The following is a 264-nucleotide window of genomic DNA, read 5'->3' as shown; positions in this document are numbered from 1 at the left end:
TTTTGCTGGTGCGCCCAAGTCGTTAGTACCATTCACCGTCACCGTAATGGTGCCGTCTTTAAGACCCGAAACATCGAGCGTTGAATTCCAATCACCGCCAGCATTTGGGTTTACATTTGCGCTCGCCTCGATCCCTTCGCTGTCCGTTGCCTTGATAGTCAAGCTATCCGTGCTCTCAAAGCGAGTGCTATTACCACTGACTGCAACGCTTTCAGCACCCGTTTCGTTAACATCACTGATATTTTCAACGGTTAAGGTTGGGGT

General features: G+C 49.6%; 1 pseudogene. It reads right to left on the bottom strand.

The features are described 5' to 3' along the window. A pseudogene (locus tag VCHENC03_RS27690) lies at window positions 1-264 on the bottom strand (hypothetical protein); the annotation flags it as partial.

Origin of the sequence: Vibrio sp. HENC-03 (genome assembly GCF_000305755.2) — a bacterium.
Lineage (GTDB): Bacteria > Pseudomonadota > Gammaproteobacteria > Enterobacterales > Vibrionaceae > Vibrio > Vibrio owensii.
Note: the sequence above shows the minus strand (reverse complement) of the source record. Positions and strands in the feature narration are given on the sequence as shown.